At 72.9% G+C, this 22,706-nt stretch carries 21 protein-coding genes and 1 riboswitch; of the genes, 11 read left to right on the forward strand and 10 right to left on the reverse strand.

Annotated features, from left to right (window positions below):
- The first annotated feature begins 17 nt into the window (after positions 1-17).
- A complete protein-coding gene (locus tag ACX27O_RS21735; protein ID WP_458939981.1) occupies positions 18-1,688 on the forward strand; it encodes a CDP-glycerol glycerophosphotransferase family protein in 1,671 nt (556 codons plus the stop codon).
- A 4-nt stretch (positions 1,689-1,692) separates the two neighbouring features.
- Here the strand turns inward: ACX27O_RS21735 and ACX27O_RS21740 are convergent, their stop codons facing one another.
- Complete coding sequence (locus tag ACX27O_RS21740; RefSeq protein ID WP_458939982.1) at positions 1,693-2,439, reverse strand: alpha/beta fold hydrolase; 747 nt, start codon at positions 2,437-2,439, stop codon at positions 1,693-1,695.
- Positions 2,440-2,575: 136 nt separating this feature from the next.
- Here ACX27O_RS21740 and ACX27O_RS21745 point away from each other — a divergent pair, with 136 nt between their 5' ends.
- A complete protein-coding gene (locus ACX27O_RS21745) occupies positions 2,576-3,613 on the forward strand; it encodes a hypothetical protein (protein ID WP_458939983.1) in 1,038 nt (345 codons plus the stop codon).
- Between the two features lie 73 nt (positions 3,614-3,686).
- Here the strand turns inward: ACX27O_RS21745 and ACX27O_RS21750 are convergent, their stop codons facing one another.
- From ACX27O_RS21750 to ACX27O_RS21765, 4 genes are all read right to left on the reverse strand, one after another.
- Entirely contained in the window at positions 3,687-4,535 is an 849-nt protein-coding gene (locus ACX27O_RS21750) for a C39 family peptidase (protein ID WP_458939984.1), read from the reverse strand.
- A gap of 233 nt (positions 4,536-4,768) precedes the next feature.
- Positions 4,769-4,910, reverse strand: a riboswitch (cyclic di-AMP (ydaO/yuaA leader).
- A gap of 284 nt (positions 4,911-5,194) precedes the next feature.
- Entirely contained in the window at positions 5,195-5,965 is a 771-nt protein-coding gene (locus ACX27O_RS21755; protein ID WP_458939985.1) for a hypothetical protein, read from the reverse strand.
- Between the two features lie 129 nt (positions 5,966-6,094).
- Positions 6,095-6,517, reverse strand: coding sequence for a hypothetical protein (locus tag ACX27O_RS21760; protein ID WP_357638651.1), 423 nt, complete (start codon positions 6,515-6,517; stop codon positions 6,095-6,097).
- Between the two features lie 92 nt (positions 6,518-6,609).
- Entirely contained in the window at positions 6,610-7,839 is a 1,230-nt protein-coding gene (locus ACX27O_RS21765; RefSeq protein ID WP_458939986.1) for an acyltransferase family protein, read from the reverse strand.
- 287 nt (positions 7,840-8,126) lie between these two features.
- Between ACX27O_RS21765 and ACX27O_RS21770 the strand changes: the two genes are divergently transcribed.
- Together ACX27O_RS21770 and pseI are read left to right on the forward strand one after the other, a co-directional pair.
- Positions 8,127-9,287 carry a glycosyltransferase family 2 protein gene (locus tag ACX27O_RS21770; protein ID WP_458939987.1) on the forward strand — a complete coding sequence of 387 codons (1,161 nt, stop codon included), beginning with the start codon at positions 8,127-8,129 and terminating at the stop codon, positions 9,285-9,287.
- Between the two features lie 121 nt (positions 9,288-9,408).
- Positions 9,409-10,461, forward strand: coding sequence for a pseudaminic acid synthase (gene pseI / locus ACX27O_RS21775; RefSeq protein WP_387221908.1), 1,053 nt, complete (start codon positions 9,409-9,411; stop codon positions 10,459-10,461).
- A 68-nt stretch (positions 10,462-10,529) separates the two neighbouring features.
- Here the strand turns inward: pseI and ACX27O_RS21780 are convergent, their stop codons facing one another.
- From ACX27O_RS21780 to ACX27O_RS21795, 4 genes are read right to left on the reverse strand one after another with little or no spacing between them, the layout of a single operon-like run.
- Positions 10,530-11,006 carry a hypothetical protein gene (locus ACX27O_RS21780; RefSeq protein ID WP_245233725.1) on the reverse strand — a complete coding sequence of 159 codons (477 nt, stop codon included), beginning with the start codon at positions 11,004-11,006 and terminating at the stop codon, positions 10,530-10,532.
- Positions 10,990-11,745, reverse strand: coding sequence for an SDR family NAD(P)-dependent oxidoreductase (locus ACX27O_RS21785; RefSeq protein ID WP_458939988.1), 756 nt, complete (start codon positions 11,743-11,745; stop codon positions 10,990-10,992). Before ACX27O_RS21785 ends, ACX27O_RS21780 begins: the two co-directional genes overlap by 17 nt.
- Positions 11,738-13,003, reverse strand: coding sequence for an AMP-binding protein (locus tag ACX27O_RS21790; protein ID WP_458939989.1), 1,266 nt, complete (start codon positions 13,001-13,003; stop codon positions 11,738-11,740). Before ACX27O_RS21790 ends, ACX27O_RS21785 begins: the two co-directional genes overlap by 8 nt.
- A complete protein-coding gene (locus ACX27O_RS21795; RefSeq protein WP_030335845.1) occupies positions 13,000-13,251 on the reverse strand; it encodes an acyl carrier protein in 252 nt (83 codons plus the stop codon). The genes ACX27O_RS21790 and ACX27O_RS21795 overlap by 4 nt, the downstream gene beginning before the upstream one ends.
- Before the next feature lie 100 nt (positions 13,252-13,351).
- Between ACX27O_RS21795 and ACX27O_RS21800 the strand changes: the two genes are divergently transcribed.
- Entirely contained in the window at positions 13,352-13,861 is a 510-nt protein-coding gene (locus ACX27O_RS21800) for a GNAT family N-acetyltransferase (RefSeq protein WP_458939990.1), read from the forward strand.
- Between the two features lie 102 nt (positions 13,862-13,963).
- Here the strand turns inward: ACX27O_RS21800 and ACX27O_RS21805 are convergent, their stop codons facing one another.
- The gene (locus ACX27O_RS21805; RefSeq protein ID WP_458939991.1) at positions 13,964-15,700 is read right to left on the reverse strand and encodes a hypothetical protein; all 1,737 of its coding nucleotides are present in this window, start codon (positions 15,698-15,700) and stop codon (positions 13,964-13,966) included.
- 365 nt (positions 15,701-16,065) lie between these two features.
- On the opposite strand from ACX27O_RS21805, the gene pseB reads away from it, so the two are divergent.
- Genes pseB through ACX27O_RS21835 form a run of 6 tightly spaced genes read left to right on the forward strand, consistent with a single transcriptional unit; the run spans position 16,066 to position 22,691 of the window.
- Positions 16,066-17,046 carry a UDP-N-acetylglucosamine 4,6-dehydratase (inverting) gene (gene pseB, locus ACX27O_RS21810; RefSeq protein ID WP_030335851.1) on the forward strand — a complete coding sequence of 327 codons (981 nt, stop codon included), beginning with the start codon at positions 16,066-16,068 and terminating at the stop codon, positions 17,044-17,046.
- On the forward strand, positions 17,046-18,203 hold the full coding sequence (locus ACX27O_RS21815) for a DegT/DnrJ/EryC1/StrS family aminotransferase (RefSeq protein ID WP_458939992.1): 1,158 nt from the start codon (positions 17,046-17,048) through the stop codon (positions 18,201-18,203). Before pseB ends, ACX27O_RS21815 begins: the two co-directional genes overlap by 1 nt.
- A gap of 10 nt (positions 18,204-18,213) precedes the next feature.
- Positions 18,214-19,062, forward strand: a complete 849-nt coding sequence (locus tag ACX27O_RS21820; RefSeq protein ID WP_210859779.1) for a hypothetical protein — start codon at positions 18,214-18,216, stop codon at positions 19,060-19,062.
- Positions 19,052-20,878 (forward strand): methyltransferase domain-containing protein, encoded by a 1,827-nt coding sequence (locus ACX27O_RS21825; protein ID WP_458939993.1) that lies wholly within the window; start codon positions 19,052-19,054, stop codon positions 20,876-20,878. Before ACX27O_RS21820 ends, ACX27O_RS21825 begins: the two co-directional genes overlap by 11 nt.
- Complete coding sequence (locus ACX27O_RS21830) at positions 20,875-21,639, forward strand: glycosyltransferase family protein (RefSeq protein WP_307857804.1); 765 nt, start codon at positions 20,875-20,877, stop codon at positions 21,637-21,639. The genes ACX27O_RS21825 and ACX27O_RS21830 overlap by 4 nt, the downstream gene beginning before the upstream one ends.
- Positions 21,636-22,691, forward strand: coding sequence for a PseG/SpsG family protein (locus ACX27O_RS21835; protein WP_358130638.1), 1,056 nt, complete (start codon positions 21,636-21,638; stop codon positions 22,689-22,691). Before ACX27O_RS21830 ends, ACX27O_RS21835 begins: the two co-directional genes overlap by 4 nt.
- The last annotated feature ends 15 nt before the right edge of the window (positions 22,692-22,706 follow it).

Here is a 22,706-nt window from a genome sequence, read left to right on the forward strand (position 1 = left end):
ACCACGAACGGAGCGACATGCGCGGCGACCTGGTCCGAAAGCTGGCCGCCCGGTGCCTGACCATCGGGTTGGCCGTGCTGGCCTTTGTCGTGCTGGCACTCACGGGTGCCACCGGCTGGGGGCTGGCACTGGCCGTCGCCGCGCTGGCCGCCACGGCCGCCGAGCAGCGGATCCGGCCCGGCGCCGACCTGGTGGCGGAGACCACGTTGATCGCCGCGGCGATCCTGGTCGGCTACGCCCGGCGGCTGGACGACGGGCTCAACGTCGCACTGGTCGTCACCGGGCTGGTCCTGCTGGGGCTGGTGCTGCTGGTGGGTCCGCTGCGCACCGCCGGCAGTCTGGAGATCCGGGCGGCCAACCTGCCGGTCCGCGCCTGGACGCCGCTGGTCGCCAACCAGCTCGGCACGGCGCTGCTCGGGCTGCTCGCCGCCCTGGCGCTCGCCGCCGCGCTCGCCCTGCCGGCCGGGGTGGCGCTGGCCGCCAGCCTGCTGGTCGGGGCGGGCGCCGGTGCTGTCGCACTGGACCTGGCCCGGCGACGGTTCCGGCCGCGGGCCGGCGGTGGGCCGGTGGCCGCCGCGCTGCGCCGGCACCGCCCGGAGTTCCTGCTCTACTTCTCCGCACCCCCCGGGTCGGAATACCAGGTCACCATGTGGCTGCCGTACCTGGAACGGATCGGCCGACCGTTCCTGGTCGTGGTGCGCGAACCAGAGTTCCTGGCCCCGATCGCGGCGGCAACCGACGCGCCGGTCGTCTACTGCCCCACCCTGGGAGCGATGGACGAGGCGTTGGTGCCGAGCCTGCGGGTGGCGTTCTACGTCAACCACGGGGCGAAGAACAGCCACTGTGTCCGCTTCACCCAGCTCACCCACGTCCAGCTGCACCACGGCGACAGCGACAAGGCGCCCAGCGCCAACCCGGTGTCGGGGATCTTCGACCGGATCTTCGTGGCCGGGCAGGCGGCGATCGACAGGTACGCCCGCGCCGGGGTGCAGATCCCGGCGGACAAGTTCGTGGTGGTGGGTCGCCCACAGGTCGAGTCGATCGAGGTACGCGCGGAGCCGGCGCGCGGGTTGGCACACCCCACGGTGCTGTACACCCCGACCTGGACCGGGCACCACGCCGACGCCGACTACTGCTCGCTGCCGGTGGCGGAGAGGCTGCTGCAGCGGCTGCTGCAGCGCGGCGCGACGGTGATCCTGCGGGCCCACCCGTACACCGCGCAGAACCCGGCGTCGGCCCGTCAGCTGGGCCGCCTCACCGAACTGCTCGTCGTCGACCGGGCGCGCACCGGCCGCCAGCACGTGGTCGGCGCGGCGGCTCGGGAGCTGAGCCTCACCGAGTGCGTCAACTCCTCCGACGCGCTGGTCTCCGACGTGTCCGGCGTGATCTCCGACTTCCTCTACTCCGGGAAGCCGTACGCGGTCACCGACATGGGTGGCGAGGGCGAGCGGTTCGTGGAGCGCTTCCCGTTGGCCGGGTCCGGTTACGTGCTGCGCCGGGACATGTCCAACGTGGACGACGTGCTCACCGCACTGCTGGACACCGACCCGTTGGCCGAGGCCCGCTGGGCCACCCGCCGCCGCTACCTGGGTGACTTCCCCGCCGAGTCGTACGCCGAGGCGTTCCTGGCAGCCGCCCGCCGCGAGCTGGCACCGGCCGAGACGCTCACCGCGTCCACCCCGGCATAACCGCTCAGCGGTACGGGTCGAGCAGCGCCAGCACGGCCGCCGGGTCCTCCACGTGCGCGTTGTGGCCGAGGCCGGGCAGGGTGGCCACCGGCACGCCGTACTCCTTGAGCTGTTCGTCGGTGACCATCGGATCGTGCTCCCCGCGCGCCAGCACGACCGGCGCGTCGGTCGCCGCCAGCAGCGCGGCCAGGTCGGGCTCGCCGACGGCGAACGCGGTCGGGTCCATGGCGAGGCGCCACCGGCCGTCGACCTGGCGCAGCCCGGCGTCCACCACCGGGTCGTCCGGCGGGACCAGGCCGGCCAGCCCGGAGACCCGCAGGTAGCGGCGCGCCGCCTCGGCGCGGGTCGCGAACCAACTGATCGGGCGGGCGGCGAGGTCGGCGGCGCGGGTCAGCTCGTCGGGTGACCAGACGGCCTTGATGCCCAACCCGACCACGGCGTCCACCGGCGCACCGGCGGCGCGGGCGGCCAGCGCGAGGCCGACCACCCCGCCCAGCGAATGTCCGAGCACGACGAGCCGGTCGCCGGGCGCCAGGCCGCGCGCTATCCGGTCGGCGAACCCCGCGAACGTGTACGACTGAAGCGGTGCCGCCCAGCCGTGGCCGGCGAGGTCCGGTGCCAGCCACCGCCCCGCCCAGCGCTGCTCCAGCAGCGGCGCCCACGGCAACCAGACGTCCCCGGTCGTGCCCATCCCGTGCAGGAGCAGCAGGACCCGCCCGCGACCGGCTTGACCACCCGATTCATCCACCACGGCCGCAGTCTCCCACGGTTCACGGCCTGGTACGAGAGCCGTCATCCATGCCGCCCCCACCAAACGATGATCCACTGTAGAGTTCCGGGCCGGACGGACAGAGCCACCTGTCGATTCCGTCCCGAGGGGAGCCACTGTGTACAGGATGTACGGGTCGGCGTTGGTCGCGGCACTGGCAGCCGTCACGCTCGGCGTACCGCACCGGGCGTCCGCGACGCCACCGGACGTGGCCGCACCGGACGGCGCAGCGGTCACGGCGGCCGACCGGGTGCTGCGGGTCTACAACAACAACATCGAGAACCTGGTGGTGAACAACTCCGACGGGAGCTGCACCCGGATCTCCGGACCGGACCACCTGACCTCGATCCTGGTCGACGACGCCGGTCGCACGGGCACCAGCGGCGTGGTGGCGCCCGACATCCTGATCGTGCAGCAGGTGCGCGGCACCGGCCAGGCCGAGGCGTACGCCGACCAGCTGTCGGCGAAGTTCGGCTACCCGGCGGGCAGCTACGGGGCGATCGTGGCGTGGGACGACCCGGAGCCGTGGGGCAGCACGCACAAGTGCAGCTCGCAGTCGCTCGGCGACCTGAAGAAGAAGCAGACCAACGCCATCATCTGGAACAAGCGCACGCTCAACCTCGCCAGTGGCGACATCTCGAAGTACTGGAGCGCGGGTTGGCTCAAGCCGGGCACGGCGTACGCGAACGGCGCCGGGTGCACGCTGTACAAGCCGCCGAACAGTGACCCGGACAGCACCGACTACTACAAGTGGAAGCGGACCAGCGCGATCGCGGCGCGCTTCACCATCAAGGCGACCGGCACCAGCGTGTTCGCCGCGACGATGCACCTGCCGCAGGAGAACCGGCAGAACGCCTGCGCCGGTGACGGCGACCGGGGCATCGCCAACAGCGGCATCCACCTCGGTGCGGACGCGACCACGCTGCTGAACGCGTCGACGATCCGCGTGGTGGGCATCGACGCGAACCGCACCGGCATCGCCCCCGGCACGCTCAGCGGCTACGGCATGACCGGGTACGGGTCGGCGGCCACCAACGGCTCCAGCAAGATCGACTACTTGTTCGTCAGGGGCAGTGTGCAGTCGTCCGCCGTCGACCACACCGTGGTCGGGACGAAGTCGAACCACAAGGCGTTGTACGGCTTCATCACCTACTGACCGCACCGCCGAAGACGCCGCGGGCGCCGGCCCCTTGTGGGGGACGACGCCCGCGGTCCTCGGCGTGCCCGGGTCAGGCGGAGTAGCCCCGGCTGGTGATCCAGTTGGCCAGGTCGATGGTGGTGATCCAGTACGACGGGTCGGCCGGGTTCGCCGAGTCGGCGATCCGCACGGTGCGACCGTCGTCCTTGTAGCCCACGACGGCGATGTAGTGCCCGCCGCCGTAGGAGTGCCAGCCGCCGTCGGTGTCGGTGGCGTCCCCGACGACGTTGGCCACCACGCCCCGGCCGTCGGTGATGGCCTTCACCACGTCGGCCTGGAGCCGGTCCATCTGCGCCGGGCTGGGCGCGCTGGGGAACATCCGCGTCCGGTATGGGGAGCCCTTCACCTCGGCGTTGAGCACCCGGGTGGTGTCCTCGGCCGAGTTGGTGCCCATCTCGGTGGTGCCCAGCTCGGCGCCGAGCTCCTCCTGGGTGCGGTCGATGCCGGCGGCGCTGAGCGCGTTGCGGGTGGCCGCCGGACCGCAGTTGTAGTAGGTGTTCTGCGCCTCGTAGTCGTAGTCGAGCACCTTGGTCGCGGGCGGCTTCGGCGGCGTCGGCTTACGGGTGAGGTCGGGGTTGCTCTTGGCCTTCGCGGCGGGGGACGCGGCGCTGGTGGCCGGCGCGGCGGTGGTCGGCGCGGCGCTGGCCGAGGGGGACGCGTCCCGAACGTCGCCCCGGGAGGCGGCGACGTCGCTGCGCATCTCGGCGACGGTGGTCGCGGTGCGCTGGTCGGCCGGGGCGTCGTCGGCGGTGGTGAGCAGGGCACCGCCGGTGGTGGCGATGGCGAGAGCCGCGGCGGAGGCGACAACGATCTGGTACGGGCGCTCGGTGGCGAGGCGGCGGAGCTGACGCTGCAGGGTGTGCTTCACGGGGTCCTCCACGGATCGGGGGGAGAGCGGCACACCGGGGCCGGACCGGTATCCGGGCAGGCGCCAGCGCGCGGACCGTGGTCCGCGGATGGTGAACCGCTCAGGGGAACGCCCGGCGTGGCCGGGCGGGGAAGGCGATGACCCGGGGGGTCAGCTCACCGTCACTGGACGAATGAGCGGGTGCACCGCCGCGCCGTGGAGGCGAGGGAACAACCGAGGGGTGGAAAGGTGCTGCACGAGGATGGGACTCCTTCCGACACCGCCTACCGGGTTAGCTGACGGATTCGGGCGGGAAGATCGCCCTACCGCGGGCCGTGGCTCGCGGATTCACCCCGGACTTACTGATGGGTCCCCGGTTCGTTGATCACGATTAAGCGGGTCGATGCGGCGTCGCGTCTTGCGATCGGTTACCGCATCGGACAGGACGACAGTACTGGCGGCTCCGCGCCCTGCCAAGCCGGGTTCACCTGCGTAAACCTCAATCGGCGAGGCAATTTCTGCGCGTATTGCCGATGATGTGACTCGATGGGACAACCGGTTACGGGCGCGCCTGCGGGCGACAACCGGACAGGCGACGAAGAACGCGACCATAATCGCGGGAACAATGGCGCGGCTCGCGTCGGACGTCCGATTTCACAATTGCGTGACCGGCCTCACATCACAGATCGGGCTCAACCCGCCCGGGCCGGTCGCCACCGTGCCACGACGGCCGGGCGCAACGCCCCCGCCACCGTCCGGCGGGCGGCCACCGGGTGCGGGCGCAGCCGGGCCGCCGCCGCGTACGCCTCCTCGGCGAGGGTACGAGCCGACTCGGCGGCCAGCTCCGCGTCACGCCAGGCGGCCCGCTCACGGTCGGCGGCCGCCTGGTAGTCGGCCAGCCGCGCATCCCGGACCACCCGGCTGATCAACACCTCCTGCTCGACCGGGTGGCGTCGGGGATCCCAGCCGTGCCGGTGCCCGAACACGTCACCGAGCTGCGCCATGCTCAGGTCACCCCGCCAGTACGCCGCCATCGCCGCCCGGTGCAGATAGCGCTCCCGGGCCGCGTACTCGGCGGGGGTGTGCGGGGTCCGTGGGGTGGGCAGCGCCCCGGCGCCCGCGAAGCGACGCGCGGCGGTGTCCGCCGCGTCGTACCCGGTCCAGGCCCGCTCCATCTGCTCCTGGGCGCTCAGCCAGGCGGCGCGTCGCCGCCTGGCTGTCGTCGCCGCGCCGGCCGCGGCGACGGCCACCTCCTCGGCGTAGCGGCGCAGGTCGGCGGCCTCGGCGGCGGCCACCTCCCGGGCGGTGGGCGCGGCCGGGAGCGGGTCGTCGGCGGGCCGGTCCCGTTCGGGGCGGGCGGCCAGCACGGTGAGCAGGCCCAGGGTCAGCAGGACCAGGGTCGACCAGATGGCGGCGGCTCGCGGCACCTCGGTCACGAACTGGTAGAAGACGGCGGTCTCCATGGTCGGCACCTCGGGGAGAGAGCAGTGCGATGGGGCCACACCGGCCGGCGGGCCACGGCGGGCCACCGGTCGGCGGGTGGGAAGCGGGTGGGGCGACAGGCGCGGCGGCGGGACGATCGTCCCGGTGGCTCAGCGCCGGGGTGGGGCCCGGCAGGCCCGACCGCTCGCACTGTCGACGAGGGGCAGCCGGTCGGACTCCGCCGCGCGGACCGGAAGCACGCCGGTCGCGGTGACGCAGTGCTCCTCGGGGAGCGCCCCGGGCGAGTCGACGGCCCAGGCGGGAACGGCCTCCTCGACGGCGTCCGGTGGGATCGCCGCTGCCGGGCGCGCCGCAGCGTGCGCCCCGACGTGCCGACCGGAGGCCGCCAGCGGCCCGGCGGCGACGGAGGCCGACACCACGCTCGACGGTGGCACCGGGCTGGGCGTCGACGCGGCGGCCGTGGCCGGGCCTGCGCCGAGCGCCAGGGCCGCGACGACGGCGAGGCTGGTCAGCACCCGCGTCGCCCAGCGCGCCACCCACCACAGCGGACAGGTGAACGCGACCGGAAGCACATCCCCACGCTACCGTCACGCCGAGGCGGGCGCACCGACCACGGGCGTGTCGGATCGCGCCGCGCCGACCCGTTTGACCAGGGTGGACGCTGTCAGCGCCGGTCGGCGTACGGTGATCGGCCGTTGGCCGGACCGACCTCGTCGGCGGCCCCCGCGGCCCCGCCCTCGGCGTCGCCGTCACCGGCGGTCGGGGCACCGGCCGTGCGTTGCCGGGGGACGGGCGCCGGCCGGGCCGGACGGCGCGGTGCGAGCCGGCGCATCATCGGGGTCTCGACGAAGCGGTGCAGCAGCCCGGCGAGGATCAGGTTCGCCACCAGGAAGCCGAGCACCACGGCGGGCCCACGCCAGCCCGCGAAGCCGGTCCCCCAGTCCCCGCTCCAGCGCAGCACGCTCGTCATCACCAGCACGTGCACCAGATAGAAGGCGAACGAGACCTCACCGAGCCAGATCAACGGCCGGGAACGCCACGGCGAGCGCCGACCCCGCACGTCCGCGTCAGCGGCAGCGGTGATCACCAACAGGTACGCGACGGCGAGCAACGTGGTCCACAACTCGGCGCGGATCCACTGCGCGGCCGCCACCCAGGTGACCACGAAGATCGCGCTGGCTACGGCCAGACCCGGCCCGCGCCAGAGCCCTCGGCGCATCAACTCGGCGGCCACCGCGCCCAACCAGAACTCCAGCGACCTGACCGGCGGGAAGATCTGGGTGAACCACCACCGACTCACCTCCGGCACCAACTCCTGCGCCGGCCACAGCGCGAGGATCAGCAGCGGCAGCGCGACGATCAGCGCCCAGAGCAGCTTCGGCCGGGCCCGGCGCAGCAACGGCAGGGCGAGCGGCAGGCAGAGGTAGAAGAAGAACTCGCAGGAGAGCGACCAGCTGACCGTGTTGATGCTGTAGAACCAGCCCGGCCGGGGGTCCCAGGCCTGCAGCAGCAGCAGGTTCTCCAGCGCGGCCGCCGGCAGGACCGGGTCGGCGAACCACCAGGCGACCACCAGCGTCGCCGCCCACAGCACCAGGTGGTTCGGGTAGATCTTGGCGACCCGCCGCCGCCAGAAGGTCCGCCGGGAGTCACCCGGCCGGGCCGACCAGACCAGCACGAAACCACTGAGGATGAAGAAGAACTGCACCCCGGAGAGGCCCAGGGTGAACAGGGCGTCGACCACGGCCTTGTAGTCCGGCTCGGCGATGATCCGCATGGTGCCCGCGTGGAAGCCGAAGACCAGCAGGGCGGCGATCCAGCGCAGCCCGGTCAGCGACGGCAGCCGGGGCAGGGCGGGTGCTGGTGGGGCGGCCGACGTCGCGGCGACGCTCGTCATGCCGGGATCCCGGCGCTCGGCGGGGTCACCAGCACTGTCGTAGCCTCCTCGGCGCGGCGTCGGACGGCGCGACGGCGACGCCCGCGACGGCCCGGCAGGGCCGCACCGAGGCACCCTACCGGGTCACTCCTGGGTGAACCGGACGCGTCCCACCCGCCGTTTTCCGCGCCACGGCACCACCCGCCAGTCGGCGTTAACCTTCCGCTGCCCGGGAGTTCAGAGACTCCACCATCGGCGGCAACGTCAGGTTCCGGGGCCGGCCACCCGGGTCGTCGAAGGTGGCGGGCGTGGTCAATGAGCCGACGCACGCACCGCTGCTGAGCATCGTCGTGCCCGTGTACAGCGTCGAGGCGTACCTGTACCAGTGCCTTGAGTCGATCCGGGCCGACATCCCGGCGGGCGAGTCGGACGCGGTCGAGCTGATCGCCGTCGACGACGCCTCCCCGGACGGCTGCGGCGACATGCTCCGCGCGTACGCGGCCGGTCGCGACGGCGTCCGCGTCGTGCATCTGAGCAGCAACGTGGGCCTGGGGCTGGCCCGCAACGCGGGGCTCGACGTGGCCAGCGGCCGGTACGTCTGGTTCGTCGACAGCGACGACTGGTTGCCGCCGGGCACCATCGCGGAGGTGCTGGACCGGCTGCGCCAGCACCAGCCCGACGTGCTGATGCTCGACCACCTGCGGGTGCACGAGGACGGCCGGCGGGAGATCGACGCGAGCAGCCCGCTGCTGCGCGGGATCACCGGCGTCACCCGGCTGGCCGACCAGCCGCGCCTGCTGCGGGTGCAGCACACCGCCTGGAACAAGGTGGTCCGCCGAGGCTTCATGGACGAGTTGGAGCTGCGCTTCTTCCCCGGCTGGTACGAGGACATCCCGTTCAGCCACCCGCTGCTGATCGGGGCCGAGAAGATCTCCGTGCTGGACCGGGTCTGCTACCTGTACCGGCAGGGCCGCCAGGGCGCGATCACCTCCACCCGCAGCGGCCGGCACTTCGACGCCTTCGCCCAGTACGAGCGGCTGATGGACTGGGTTGCCCGGAAACACCCGGACGAGCGGTTGCAGGCCGAACTCTTCGAGCTGATGATCAGCCACTACCTGGTGGTGGTGGGCAACGACGGCCGGCTGCACCCGCACCTGCGGCGCGACTTCTTCCACCGGGCCGCCGCGCACTACCGCCGGTACCTGCCCAGCGGCGGCTACCCGCTGCCCCCCGGTGCGACGGGGCTCAAGCACCGCCTCGTCGGGCGGGGTGACTGGTTGGCGTACTCGGCGCTGCGCCAGGCCCACCGGGTCGCCGGTCGGCTGCGTCGGCCGAGCCCGGCGGCTGCCGACGGCGGTTCGCCAGCCGTCGACGAGGAACCGGGCCGACGGGCGGACAACGCGCCGACACGCAGTGGTGCGCCCACCCCGGAGCGCCGTGACGCGCTGGCCGGCGGCCGGCTGACGTGATCGACCCCACCGCACCCCGAGGCGGCACCCGGCACCGTGGTTTTCCAGGTCGTCCGCCCGCCGGGTGGACGACGACAGCACCACCGCACTCCGGTGCGGGCGTACCTGAGCAGAGGTCGGAATGACGGCGACAATCAAGATCGGACCGCACGCGGTCGGTGCCGGTGAGCGACCGTTCGTGGTCGCCGAGATGTCCGGCAACCACAACGGCGATCTGAATCGGGCGCTGGCCATCGTCGACGCGGTGGCCGACAGCGGGGCGCACGCACTGAAGCTCCAGACGTACCGGCCGGACACCATCACCATCGACGTCGACGCCCCAGCGTTCCGGATCTCCAGTGGGCACGAGCTGTGGGGCGGGGAGAACCTGTACCGCCTCTACGAGCGCGCGCACACCCCGTACGAGTGGCACGCCCCGATCTTCGAACGGGCCCGCGAGCGTGGCCTGACCGTCTTCTCGTCACCGTTCGACGCGACCGCTGTGCAGTTGCTGGAGTCGCTGGACGCGCCCGCGTACAAGATCGCCTCGTCGGAGCTGGTCGACCTGCCGCTGATCCGACTGGTGGCCAGCACCGGCAAGCCCATGGTGATCTCCACAGGAATGGCGACGGTCGCCGAGATCGACGCCGCCGTGCGCACCGCCCGCGCCGGTGGCGCGGCGGGCATCATCCTGCTGGCCTGCACCGCGTCCTACCCGGCGCCGGCGGCCGACAGCAACCTGCGCCGGCTGCCGGTGCTGGCCGGTGCGTTCGACGTGCCGGTGGGGCTCTCCGACCACACGCCCGGCATCGGGGTCGCGGTCGCCTCGGTGGCGCTCGGCGCCTGCTTCATCGAGAAGCACGTGACGCTGGACCGGGCCGACGGTGGCGTGGACTCGGACTTCTCCCTGAACCCGGCGGAGCTTTCGGCCCTGGTCGCCGAGTCCGGCCGCGCGTACGCGGCCCTGGGCGGCACCGCGATCGGCCCGACCCCCGCCGAGCGGGAGGGGCTGCGGTTCCGCCGGTCGCTCTTCGTGGTCGAGGACGTCCGGGCCGGTGACCCGGTGACCGCGCACAACGTCCGCTCGATCCGCCCAGCCGGCGGCCTCCCCCCGGTGGAGATCGACCGGGTCCTCGGCCGCACCTTCACCACCGACGTCCCCCGAGGGACCCCCCTCACCTGGAACCTCATCTAACCCCGCCCCCACCCCCGCGATCTTGCAGTTACTGTCCCGACGAAAGGCGCATCAGCCGCGATTCGGCGTCAGAAAGTGCAAGATCGCGAGGGCGGGAGGGTGGGGGCGAAGCCGACGGTGATGACCAGGTTCTGCGGGCGGAGGGTTCGCCAGAGGGCGGCGCCGTCGGACGGGATGGTCAGGCCGTGTCGGCGCCACCAGAGCGTTATCGGCACGTCGGCCAGCTTGCAGCAGCACTCGGCCCGGGTCCAGCGGGCCCAGAAGTCACCGGTGCCGAAGCGGCGGGCCAGCGCCGGGGGCACCGGGGCGTCCGCGCGCTCCGCGTCGATGGCCACCCGCCAGCCGGGCACCGGTGGGCCGTACCAGCCGACGCACCGTCCATCGTCGACGTGACTACGGGTCACCGCGTCGGCCATCGTGGCCGGTGACCCGATCCGCAGATGCTGCTCGGCGGCGGCGAGCAGCCCCGGCACCGGACGCGGCACGGCGACGTCGCCGTGCCGCGCCGGCCCCAGAACCGGTCGCAGGTCAGACGGAGGCGGCACCGTCCACCACGATGACCTGGCCGTTGATGTTCGTGTGTTCCCGCAGCAGCATCCGCACCACCGGGGTGACCTCCGCCGGTTCGGTCAGGTGACCGGTCGGGGTACGGCGCACGATCTGGTCGAGTTGGGTCGGACCGAGCACCGCGGACATCTCCGAGGCGAAGAAGCCGGGCGCGACGGAGTTGACCAGCATCCGGCCGCCCAGTTCCCGGGCCAGCGAGCGGGTGGCCGCGTCCATGCCGCCCTTGGTGGCCGAGTAGGCGACGAGGCCGGGGAAACCGCGCTGCCCGCAGATCGAGGTGATGTTGACGATCCGCCCGCGCAGCCCCTTGGCGAGCATCCGGCGGATCACCAGCCGGGTCAGCTGCAGCGGGGCCGTCAGGTTGGTCTCGATGATCCGGGCGATGTCGTCATTGGCGGTGTGCGCGTGCAGGGAGTCCTGCCCCATCGCGGCGTTGTTGACGATGCCGTCGATCGGGCCGAGGTGCTGCTCCACCTCGCGGATGAAGCTCTGCGCGGCCCGCAGGTCGGTGACGTCCACGGCGCCGACGTGCACCCGGTCGGGGTGCTCGGCGGCGAGCTTCTCCAACTCAGGGGTGATGGTGCGGGCGAACGCGGCCACCCGTACGCCCGCGTCGAGCAGGTCGGTGACGATGGCCAGGCCCAGGCCACGGGACCCGCCGGAGACGAGAACCACGGAGCTGGGTGGGACGAGCTGGGTGTCGGCGGGCTCAGACATCGCTCTTCAGGGTCTCCTTGACGGGAATGTCGGTCAGGACGCGGATGCGGCGCGGCACCGCGTGCTCGGGAAGCCGGTCGGCGCACCAGCGGACCAGCGCGGCCTCGTCCGGCACACCGCTGGCGGCGGGGGCGAGGACCACCTCGGCGACCACCATCCGCCCGAGCACCGGGGCCCGGCGGCCGGTCACCCGGGCCCAGGCCACCGCCGGATGACCGGCGAGCACGCCGCGGACCATGCCGGCGGAGACCTTGCTGCCACCGACGTTGATCTCGTCGGAGTCCAGTCGGCCGGTGATCAGCACCCGGCCGTCGAGCACCTGCACACGGTCGCCGGTGCGGACCGGGCCGGCGAGACCGGCACCGTGGTACGGGGAGGTGACCACCAGCTCGTCGTCGACGACGGAGAGCGTCGGTCGGCCCGGGGTGTCCCGGTCCAGCCAGTCGACAGGGAACCCGGCCCGCCCGTCGTGCACCACAATGGACGCCCCCACCTCCGAGGACGCGTAGATCCAGGACACCCGGGCCGCCGGGAAGACCTCCCGCAGCTGGTCCAGGATCGCCTGGTCCACCGGCTCACCGCCGAGGGTGATCTGGCGCAGCGGCACCCGGGCCAGCGCCTCGGCGTCGCGGTAGAGGGTGCGCCGCCAGAAGGTCGGGGTGCCCGAGGCCGCGTCGACCCCGTGCGCGGCGGCGACACCGGGCCAGTCGTCCAACTCGTCGGGCTCGACCACCACGAGGTGCTGGCCCGGCTGGGTCAACGACAGGGTGACCACCTGCCACCAGGCGTACGTGCCGGGGGCGTACGGGCACAGCCAGGTCCGGCCGGGCTGGTCGACCCGCACGGTGGTCAGCGTGTCGAGGGTGTGCCCGACCCGCTTCGGACGCCCGGTGGAGCCCGAGGTCAGCAGCCAGAGCCGGCCCGGCTCGGCGGCTCGCGGCCGGGCCGGTGCGCCCGGGTGCAGGCCGTCGTCGTCGAGGACGCCGACGGTGAACCCGGCTTGCAGCAGCTCCGTACGCAGCGCCGCGTCGACCCGGCTCGCGGTGCTGAGCAGAAGCTCGGTGCCGTGCACGGCGTGCTGCCGCGCCGCGGTGAGCGCGTGCACCGCCGAGTGGGCGAGCACCGCCGCCGGGTCGGGCAGTGTGGGGGTCGGCAGCGACCGCCAGGTCAGCGCGGTGCCACCGACGACGAGCCGGTTGTCCACACCGGCCGGCTCCGCGGGCGCGGGGGCGCTGTGGCGCGACGTCGCGACGGTCACTGGTGTTGCAACTCGACGAGGAAGTCGAGGACGTCCCCGACGGTGGCGATGCGACGCAGCCCGGGGGCGTCGAAGTTGAGCTCCTCCCCCGTCTCGTCCTCCACCCGCAGCGCCAGCTCGGAGAAGTCGAGCGACCGGAAGCCGATCTCCCGCAACTGGGCGGCGTCGTCGCCCGGCAGCTCCTTGTCCTGGTTTTTCAGCACCTGAGCCATGAGGTCGCGGATCTGCGCGCGACTCAATTCGTTCATGCGCCGCAGTCTACAACCCAATGAATGCGTATCCCATTTCCCGGTAGGCCCGGGTAAGGTGCCGGCACCCGACGTGAACGGCTAGGAAAGCGAGACGCACGTGCTGCGCGAAGCGACGACGGACGACGTTCATCTGATGTTGTCCTGGCGTAATCAGGAAACCAATCGACAGGTCAGCAAGACCAGTCACGAGATCACCGCCGAGGAGCACGCCCGGTGGTGGTCGGCGGTCCGCGAAGACCCGTCCCGACGGGTGCTGGTGTACGTGCGCGACGACCGCCCCTGCGGCGTGGTCACCTTCTTCGACCTGCAGCTGGACGGCCCGCGTACCGGGGCGTGGGGGTTCTATCTCGACGCCGAGGGGCTGGCCGGGCGGGATGAGACGCTGCCCGCCTGGCTGGGGGTCATGCGGGAGGCCGTCGAGTACGCCTTCGACGGCCTGCACCTGGACCGGCTCGACGGCGAGGTGCTCGGCCACAATACCGTCGTACGACAGATGAACCGGCGTTTCCGATTCGTCGAGGGCACCCCGAAACAGGAGCTGACCGACGGCCGGGAAATCACCGTCATCCCGATTTCCCTGGCTCGGGAGGATCGCCGCCAGCGCTGATTGTCGGACACTTTCGCGCAATGGACCGGAATCATTAACCGACAGTGCTTCCGGTGGACATCCGCCGTTCACGGACAGCGGTGTCCACCGGGGCCTGGCGGATCAGACCCGCCGCCACGCCGCCCAGTGCTGCTGCGGGTTGCCGCCGAGCCGGACGAAGCCGTACGCCGTGCCGTCCCAGTCGTCGGCCTGCCCGGGCGCCCAGCGGGCGAAGACCACCTGCGCCACGGCCGGCGGTCGCCCGTCGTCGAACCACCGCACGTCGGTCCAGGTCACCTGGTGGCTGAGGTTGAACCGGAGGATGTACTGCACACCGGTCGAGGCCCACACCCGCTCACCGGGGCGTACGCCGACGTCGGCCACCCGGGGCGTCGGCTGGGTGCGTTCGGCGGTCGGCCGCACGATCCGCTGGTCGATCACCTGCATCGTGACGAGGTTGGCCGCCACGAGGACGCCGAGGATCGGCAGCCGCAGGCGGGGCACCCGGACCGTGGCGACCAGCAGCACGCAGCCGGCGATGCCGACCAGCGAACCGACCACCGGTCGCAGCTCCCGCCAGCCCCCGGTCAACGCCATCAGGTCCGGCGCGCTGAAACCGCCGTACCGCAACCGGTGGCCCTGGCTGGCCACATAGGCGAGTCGAGCGGCGACCAGCGCACCGCCACCGACCAGCAGCGCCACCGCGACGGCCGCCCGGCGCTGCACCTCCCGCCACCCGGCGGTGAACAGCACCCCGAGGCCGACCAGCAGCCAGAACGGCGCCAGCATCTGCACGTAGCGGCCGTAGATGGCGTCCAACGGCTTGCCGGTGACTCCGGACAGGATGACCGACGCGCCACCGGCCACCCCGATGGTCACCACCAGCGCCACCCCCATCGTCCAACGGCCCGCGTCGCCGTGCCGGGGGCGCCACAGCTCGCGCACGGCACCGGCCCAGGCCACCCCGGCCATCCCGAACGTGATCACCACGAGGTACCAGAGCTGGGTGGCGACCGCCGCGCTCGTGCGGACCAGCCCCTGGGCGGAGGCGAGCGCCTCGAAGGTGCTGCCGTCGGGGGTGCTGCCGAGCAGGTAGACCCTGCCGCCGAGGTGGCGGATGGCGGCCTCGTTGACGAGCGCCATGGCGAGGACCGGCAGCAGCGCCGCGAGCACCACGGGTGGGCTGATCCGGCGGCGGACGAACAGCAGCAGCACCAGTCCGGCGTGCACGGCCACGATCACCAGGCCACGGGAGTGCAGCAGATGGAACCCACCGACCAGCAGGCCGACGGTGGCGGCGGCGACCGGGCCGGGCCGGGCGATCCAGCGGTGCACGGCGAGCAGCCAGGCCACCACGAGCGGCGCCAACACCGCGTCGATCATGGCGACGCCCGCGTAGAAGGCGGTGGCCGGCAGCGTCGCCGCCGCGACCGCGCCGAGCAGCGCGTACGACCGGCGCAGCTGGAACAGTCGGCGACCGAACAGGTACGCCAACGGCAGCAGCGTCGAGTTCACCATCGCGTTGATCAGCTGGACGATCCGGTAGCTGTCGGTGAAATCCCGGTCCCCCAGGAACGCCGGCGAGATCAGCATCGGGTAGCCGACCCGACGCAGCAGATCGTTCTCGCTGCTGAAGCCGCCCGGTCCGCCCGCCAGCGCGCGGGCGGTGTTCAGGTAGCTGTCCTCGTCGGTGTGGGCGATCGGCAGCACGATGTGCCGGGACAACCACATCCGCCAGGCCACGCTGAGCACCCACCCGGCCAGCAGCACCAGCGGCACCAGCCACCGCCTGGCGGGCGGACCGCTGGGCGTCTCGGCCACCACCACCGGCCGGTCGATCACGTCACTACCGGGTGCCATCAACGCCTCCAGAATTGCCGGCCGGACCAGGCCCCGCGCCGGCCCGTCGGGCTCGTCGGCTGGCGTCGGTGCCGCACTGGCTGGCCCGCTCGCACCGAGCTGGTGTGGATGTCGGGTGAACGCGGGACCGGGTCGCACGCACTGCCGCCGGTCGTTCGCGCGGCCACTGTAGCGGTCGGATCCGCCCAGGTCAGCCCACATCCGGGGCGACCGGAAGTGTTCGCCTGCGCGGTGTCCGGCATTCACAGGAGCAGAGGTTGCGGTTCACCCGCGAGCGCCGGGGAGTTAACCCGCCATGGCTAGCGTGTCACCCCGGTCGGCTGGCCCAGGGCCGCTCGTTCATCCACGAACACGGGAGCACCACATTGAGTGAGTTGAATGGATCGTCCATTCTGATCACCGGGGGAACTGGTTCCTTCGGCAGGACGTTCCTCCGGCACATCCTCAACGAGGCCGACCCCGCCCGCGTGGTGGTGTTCTCCCGCGACGAGCTCAAGCAGTACGAGCTGCGCCAGCAACTCGGCGACGACCCGCGGCTGCGCTGGTTCATCGGCGACATCCGGGACCGGCACCGCCTCACCCGGGCCATGCACGGTGTGGACCACGTGGTGCACGCCGCCGCGCTCAAGCAGGTGGACACCGCCGAGTACAACCCCTCGGAGTACATCGCGACCAACATCACCGGCTCGCAGCACGTCGTCGACGCGGCGATCGAGGCCGGTGTCAAGAAGGTCATCGCGCTCTCCACCGACAAGGCGTCCAGCCCGATCAACCTGTACGGCGCGACGAAGCTGGTCGGCGACAAGCTCTTCGTCTCGGCCAACCACTACGCCGCCCAGCACCCCACTCGGTTCGCGGTGGTGCGCTACGGCAACGTGGTGGGCAGCCGCGGCTCGGTCGTCCCGCTGTTCCGTCGGCTGGCCGCCGAGGGCAAGAGCCTGCCGATCACCGACAAGCGGATGACCCGCTTCTGGATCACCCTCGACCAGGCCGTGCAGTTCGTCATGGACTCGTTCGACCAGATGCAGGGTGGCGAGCTGTTCGTGCCACGGATCCCGAGCATGCGCATCCTCGACCTGGTCGAGGCCGTGGCCCCGGACGCCACCACGCACGAGATCGGAATCCGGCCGGGCGAGAAGCTGCACGAGGAGATGATCGCGCCCGACGACAGCCGGCGGACGCTGCGCGCCGAGGGGCGGTTCATCGTCCAGCCGACCATCGCCACCTGGGGTTACCAGGCACCGGTCGACTGCGACCCGGTGCCGGACGGCTTCGCCTACCAGTCGGACACCAACGACGAGTGGCTCACCGTCGAGCAGTTGCGCGACATGCTCGGCATCAACTGATGACGGGGATGCTCCCGTACGGCCGGCAGTCGATCAACGAGGACGACATCGCGGCGGTCGCCGACGTGCTGCGCGGCGACTGGCTCACCACCGGCCCGCAGGTCGACGCCTTCGAGGCCGACCTGGCCCGGTGGACCGGCGGGGTCGGCGTCGCCGCCGTCTCCAACGGCACCGCGGCGCTGCACGTGGCGTACGCGGCAGCCGGGGTGGGACCGGGCGACGAGGTGGTCGTCCCGCCGATGACGTTCGTGGCGACCGCGAGCAGCGCGGTCGCCCTCGGCGCGAAAATCGTGTTCGCCGACGTCGACGACGAGACGTTCTGCCTCGACCCGGCGGCGGCCGCCGCCGCTGTCACCTCCCGCACCACTGTCGTCGCCGCAGTCGACTACGCCGGCCACCCCGCCGACTACGACGCGCTGCGCACGTCGGTCGAGGGCAGTGACGCGCTGCTCCTCGCCGACGCGGCGCACTCGATCGGCGGGACGTACCACGGTCGGGCGGTCGGTTCGCTCGCCGACCTGACCACGTTCTCGTTCTTCCCCACCAAGAACCTGACCACCGCCGAGGGCGGCGCCGTCGCGGCGCTGGACCCGGAGATCCTGAAACGGGCCCGCCGGTTCCGTGGCGTCGGCGTGGTCCGCGAACGCGACGACCTGCGGTTCCCGGACGAGGGCGGCTGGCACCAGGAGGTCCACGAGTTCGGGCTGAACTACCGGCTGCCCGACGTGCTCTGCGCCCTGGGCCGCAGCCAACTGCGTCGCCTCGGCGAGTTCACCGCCCGGCGCAGCGCCCTGGTCGCCCGCTACGACGAGGCGCTGGCCGACCTGGACGGCGTCCTGCTGCCCACCCGCAAACCGTGGGCCGACCCGGCCTGGCACCTCTACCCGATCCGGGTGCTCGACGGTCGCCGCCGCGAGGTGTACGACCGGATGCGGGCCGCCGGCATCGGGGTCCAGGTCAACTACATCCCGGTGCACTGGCACCCGGCCTTCGCCGACCTGGGTTACCGACGTGGCTCCTGCCCGGTGGCCGAGTCGTTCTACTCCCAACAGCTGTCGCTGCCGCTCTACCCGGGGCTCAGCGACGCCGACCAGGACCGCGTCATCGACGCGCTGACCGCCGCGGTGCGGGTCGGCTCGGTGCGTACCGCCGCCTGATGGGAACCTGATGCACCACGCCAACCACTTCTACGGCCACGCGCACGTGCTGGCCCGCTACGCCGGCCTCGGCGACCGGCACCCACCCCGGATCAACGGGTACGTGCAGCACGGCTGGAACATCGGTGACGGTCTGGCCCCCGGGCACCCGTACGCCGAGCGCACCCCCAGCCTGCTCTGGTCGGAGCAGACCCGTCGCCGTGCCTGGTCGGTGGGGCGACGCAACGTGGTCGTCATCGGCGCGCCGTTCGTCTACCTGCTGGCCCTGCGACCCGAGGACCCACCGGCCGAAGAGCGCGAAGGCACCATCTGGTACCCCTTCCACGGCTGGGAGGGGCAGCACGTCAAGGGCGACCACCGCAAACTGATCGCCCTGATCCGGGACACCGAACCCGGCCCGGTGACGGTCTGCCTCTACTGGCACGAGTACCGCATGCGCAACGTGCGCCGGCTCTACGAACGCGCCGGATTCCGGGTGATCTGCCACGGCTACCGGGGGCACTGGTGGAAGGACACCGACCCGGACTTCCTCGACCGACAGCTCACCGAGCTGCGCCGGCACCGCCGGGTCGCCTCCAACCGGCTGACCAGCGCGATCTTCTACGGCATCGCGGCGGGGTGTGAACCAGCCGTCTACGGCGACCCGATGATCCTGTCCAACGAGGACCCCACCTTCGGCGGCACCGCGCGGATCCGGCGGCAGTGGCCGCAGCTGCACGGCAGCACTGTCGACCTGCCCACCGCGGTCGAGATCGCCCGCGCCGAGCTGGGCACCGACCACCGCTGCACGCCGGCCGAACTGCGCGAGCTGCTCGGCTGGGCGAACCTCCAGGAGGAAGAGGAAGACCGTGACGACTGAGACGGCACCCGCCGGCCGGATCACCCTGCCGGGCGGCGAGATGCTGGCCTGGTCCGACCTGCCGCAGGAACGGCTGGCCGACGGCGGGCCGCTCGCCGCGCTGGCCGCCCGGCTGGTGCCGCCCGGCGCCCGGGTCCTGGTGGCCGGTCCACACGACCCGGCGCTGCTCGACCAGCTCGCCCACGCCGAGGTGACCTGCCTGCTGCGCAGCCACCCGGACGCGGTGGCGCTGGCGCACCGGGCGGCCCGCCTGGTGGTGGGCGGCCCGGCCGGGCTGCCCGAGGACGAGACGTACGACGTGGTGATCGCGGCCGCCGGACTGGACCCGGTGGAGTCGGTGGAGGGCACCCAGCTCGGCTGGGACGGCGTGCTGGCCCGACTGGTCACCGTGCTGCGACCGGGTGGCGCGTTGCTGCTGCGCCTGGACAACCCACTGGGCCTGCACCGGTTGGTCGACACCACCCCCTGGTACGCCCGCCGCGACGATGCCGCCTGGGCGATCGGCGGCGTGCTGGACCGCGCCCGCCCGGCCAACCGGGACCAGCTGCGCGAGCGGCTCAGCGTGGCGGGGCTGATGCCGGCCACGTGCTGGGCCGCGTACCCCGATGTCAGCACCCCGACGGCCTTGCTGGACGCCGACCACCTCGACCGGGACGCCGGCTCCGGTCTGTTCGACGCGGTGCTGCACGGTGCCTGCGCCGGGGGTTTCACCAGCGCCACAGTGCTCCAGGACCCGGCCCGGCTGGCGGTGGACGCGTTGCACGCAGGGCGCGCCGCCGACCTCGCGCCGGGTTGGCTGACCCTCGCCCACCGCCCCGCCGACCCGGAGGACCCGAGCACGCCGACCGCCGACCGGGACCTGCCGGTGGCGCTCGTGCAGACCGGCCGTCCCGGGATCGGCGTGCTCGAGGTGCTGCACGGCCCCTCCGGTTGGCGCTGGGGACTCATCCCCACCAGCAACCCGAGGACCCCGGCCGGCGCACCGTTCGCCAGCGGGAAGGCCGCCTACCGGGACGCGGACGCGCTGTCCGGGCCGGTGCCGTCCGGCCGGCTGCTGCGTACCGTGCTGCTCGACGCGGCAGTGCGCCGCGACCTGGGCACGGTGCGCGCGTTGCTGCGGGGGTACGCGGGCTGGCTCACCGACCAGGCCGACGCCGACGGCCGGATCGCCGGCGCTGCGGCGCTGGCCGGCACCGACAACGTCGTGTTCGACGGCGAGCGGTACGCGGTGCTCGACCCCAGCTGGCGGGTCACCGCCGCGCTCCCCGCCGACGTGGTGCTCGCCCGCGCGCTGTGGCGCTTCGCCACGGGCCTGCTCACCGGCGGGTACGCCCATCCGTGGCCGTCCACCCTCGACGTGGCGGGCCTGACCGTGGTGCTCGGCGGCCTCGCCGGCCACGACCTCGACCGGGCGACAGTCAGCGAGGCGGTCGAGGCCGAGGCGGCCATCGCCGCGGCCCTGCACGGGCTGGACGCCGCCGGCACTGCCGACCTCGCCACCGAGCTGCACGCCGTCGCCCCGACCGACCCACCCATCGGCGGGCACAGCTACCAGCAGCTGCGTGAGGCGTGGCTGCGCCAGCGCGAGGAACTCACCCGGTTGGCCGCGTTGACCGCGTGGACCGAGGAACTGCTCACCTCACGGGAACGGGCGCTGCGCCGGGCCGAGACCACGATCAGCCTGCTCAGCGGGTCGATCAGCTACCGGGTGGGTCGGCTCGCCATCACCCCGGCCCGGCTGGCCAAGCGGGGCGCCCGCGCCGCCAAACGCCGGGCCATCGCGGTGCTCGCCCCCAAGCAGGAGGAGCAGCAGTGACCGGCCTACCGCCGCCCGGGACCGGCACGCGGCCACGGATCGTCGGCATCGTGCAGGCGCGCATGGGTTCGTCCCGGCTGCCCGGCAAGGTGCTCCGCCCGCTCGCCGGACGGTCCGTGCTGGGCCGGGTGGTCCGCGCCGCCCAGGACAGCGGCGTCCTCGCCGACCTGGTGGTCGCCACCAGCACCGACACTGTCGACGACGCGGTGGCCGACGAGTGCGCGCGGCTGGACGTGCCGTGCCACCGCGGGCCGGTCGACGACGTGCTGGACCGGTTCGTGGGCGCCCTCGCGGCGCACCCGGGGGACGCCGTCATGCGGTTCACCGCCGACTGCCCGCTGCTCGACCCGGAGATCATCAACCTGGTCGCGTCGGTGTACCGGGCGGTCCCCGGGCTGGACTACGCGAGCACGTCGATCGCCCGGACCCTGCCCCGTGGGCTGGACGTCGAGATCATCCGAGCGGAGACGCTCCGCACCCTGGGCCGGCTCGCCACCGACCACCACCGGGTACACGTCACCTCGTACGCGTACACCCACCCGGAGCTGTTCCGGGTGCTCGGGGTGACGCTCACCCCGGACCGCTCCGCACTGCGGCTGACCCTCGACACCGAGCAGGACTGGGCGCTGGTCAGCGCGATCATCGACCACTTCGGGGACGTCAGCGTGCCGCTGGCCAAGCTCACCGACTGGCTCGACGGTCAGCCCCGGCTGCGCGCGCTCAACGCCGACGTCCGACAGAAGCAACTGGAGGAGTCCTGAGCACTGTGCGGGTCGGGTTGCGCTGCGACGCCGGCCCCCGGCGCGGTGTCGGCCATCTCGTCCGCTGCCTGGCGCTCGCCGAGGAGTTCCTCGCCCGGGGCGCCGACGTCACGGTGTTCGGCACCGTCGAACGGCTCGACTGGGCCACCGCGGAGCTGGCCGCGCGGGGCATCCCGCTGCTCCCCGGCCCGGACTCGGCGGCCGATCTGGTCGAGGCGGCCCGCCGACACGAACTGGACGTGCTGGTCCTCGACTCCTACGACCTGGACCCGGCCGGCGCGGGCGCGCTTCGCGCCGCCGGTGTGTACACGGTCGCCATCATCGACGGCGACAGCCGGGGCCAGGTCGCCGATCTCTACCTCGACCAGAACTTCGGCGCGGAGCTGCCGGGGCTGCCGGGCCGGCTGCTCGCCGGCAGCGGGTACGCCCTGCTGCGCGACAGCGTGATCAACGCCCGGCCGCCGGTCGCCCCGCCCGCCACGGCGGTCAGCCGCCCCCGGGTGCTGGCCTTCTTCGGCGGCACCGACGCGGTGGGTGCCGCCCCGGTGCTGACCCGGGTGCTGGTGGCCGCCGGTCACCCGATGGACCTCACGGTCATCGTCGGGCGACCCGAGATCGAAGCGGAGATCGAGGACGTCACCCCCGGGCGGGGGCAGATCATCCGACCGGTCCCGCCCACCACCTCGCTGCCGGCCCTGATCACCGGAGCCGACCTGGTGGTCAGCGCCGCCGGCACGTCCACCTGGGAACTCTGCTGCCTGGGCGCCCCCAGCGCCCTGGTCTGCGTGGTCGACAACCAACGTGAGTCGTACACCCGGGTGGTGCGGCACGGCCTGGCCGCCGGCCTCGGCGAACTGCCGGAGCTGACCGCCGGCGGTGTCGCCGGACGCGCCGCCCGCGCCACGGCGGCGCGGACCCTGCACAGGCTGCTCAGCTCGCCGCAGCGGCGGGCGACGCTCGCCGCGCGCGCCTGGTCCACGGTCGACGGGCAGGGTCGGGCCCGGGTCGTGGACGCGGTGTTCGACGCGGTGCGTGTCGCCGTGCCGCGCTGACCGCGCCACCGCCAC

The sequence above is a fragment of the Micromonospora sp. SD19 genome, from assembly GCF_054462275.1.

Excerpts from the sequence above, each read along its gene's own strand:
- ACX27O_RS21735 (WP_458939981.1), top strand. The coding sequence starts at position 18 with ATGCGCGGCGACCTGGTCCGAAAGCTGGCCGCCCGGTGCCTGACCATC.
- ACX27O_RS21755 (WP_458939985.1), bottom strand. The coding sequence starts at position 5,965 with ATGGAGACCGCCGTCTTCTACCAGTTCGTGACCGAGGTGCCGCGAGCC.
- ACX27O_RS21765 (WP_458939986.1), bottom strand. The coding sequence starts at position 7,839 with ATGACGAGCGTCGCCGCGACGTCGGCCGCCCCACCAGCACCCGCCCTG.
- pseI (WP_387221908.1), top strand. The coding sequence starts at position 9,409 with ATGACGGCGACAATCAAGATCGGACCGCACGCGGTCGGTGCCGGTGAG.
- ACX27O_RS21785 (WP_458939988.1), bottom strand. The coding sequence starts at position 11,745 with ATGTCTGAGCCCGCCGACACCCAGCTCGTCCCACCCAGCTCCGTGGTT.
- ACX27O_RS21795 (WP_030335845.1), bottom strand. The coding sequence starts at position 13,251 with ATGAACGAATTGAGTCGCGCGCAGATCCGCGACCTCATGGCTCAGGTG.
- ACX27O_RS21805 (WP_458939991.1), bottom strand. The coding sequence starts at position 15,700 with ATGGCACCCGGTAGTGACGTGATCGACCGGCCGGTGGTGGTGGCCGAG.
- ACX27O_RS21815 (WP_458939992.1), top strand. The coding sequence starts at position 17,046 with ATGACGGGGATGCTCCCGTACGGCCGGCAGTCGATCAACGAGGACGAC.
- ACX27O_RS21820 (WP_210859779.1), top strand. The coding sequence starts at position 18,214 with ATGCACCACGCCAACCACTTCTACGGCCACGCGCACGTGCTGGCCCGC.